The sequence below is a fragment of the Streptomyces sp. B1866 genome (genome assembly GCF_031932565.1).
Taxonomy (GTDB): domain Bacteria; phylum Actinomycetota; class Actinomycetes; order Streptomycetales; family Streptomycetaceae; genus Streptomyces.
In genome coordinates this window covers 1-781 of sequence record NZ_JAVSCF010000566.1, presented here as the reverse complement: position 1 = coordinate 781, position 781 = coordinate 1, and the positions used below count along the sequence as shown (strand labels likewise).

Genomic DNA, 781 nt, shown 5'->3' with positions numbered 1-781 from the left:
GGGCCCGGCCGCCCGCCGGAGCCCGGCCCGCCCGGCCCCCGGGCCGGAACGGCGCGGCGTGCCGGGACTGCCGCTCCTGGCGGCGCTGCCCGTCCTAACCGGGCTGGCTGGAGTGACCGGGCTGACCGCCCTGCCCCGCCTGGCCCTACTCCCGTACCCAGCAGGGCCGTTCGGCCTGCCCGTGCTGCTGAGCCCGCCCGGAGTGCCCGGTCTGCCGGGGCTGCGCACGGTCGCCGAGCTGGTCCGGGCGCCCGCCGCGCTCACCGTGCCGGGCGACACGCTGGCCGGGCGGGCGGCGGCGGGCAGGCCGCTGGGGCCCGCCGCGCCCGTGCTGGGCCTGGGCCTGGCGTCGGTGTGCCTGTACTGGGCGGGCATGGCCCTCAACGACTACGCGGACCGGCACGCGGACGCCGCCGAGCGCCCGCGCCGCCCGATCCCCTCCGGCCGGGTCACGCCCGGCTTCGCGCTCGCGCTCGCCACCGGCCTCACCGGCGCGGGCCTGGCCCTGGCCGCGGCCGCCGAGGGCCGCCGGGCGCTGGCGGTCGCCGTGCCGCTGGCGGCGACCGTGTGGGCGTACGACCTGGGCGTCAAGCGCCACCCGGTGGCCGGGCCCGCCGCGATGGCCGCGGCCCGGGCGCTGGACGTGCTGCTGGGCGCCGGGTACGGGCGGCTGCGCGCCGCGCTCCCGGCGGCGGGCCTGCTCGGCGCGCACACGCTGACGCTGTGCGCCCTGGGCCGCCGGGAGACGCGCGGCGCGGACGGGCCGCTGCTGGCCGGGACG

1 protein-coding gene is annotated in these 781 nt (G+C 82.8%); it reads left to right on the top strand.

Features of this window, described 5'->3' with window-relative positions:
• Positions 1-202: 202 nt before the first annotated feature.
• The coding region (locus RKE29_RS30220; RefSeq protein ID WP_312008890.1) for a UbiA family prenyltransferase at positions 203-781 on the top strand (579 nt) is incomplete at its 3' end.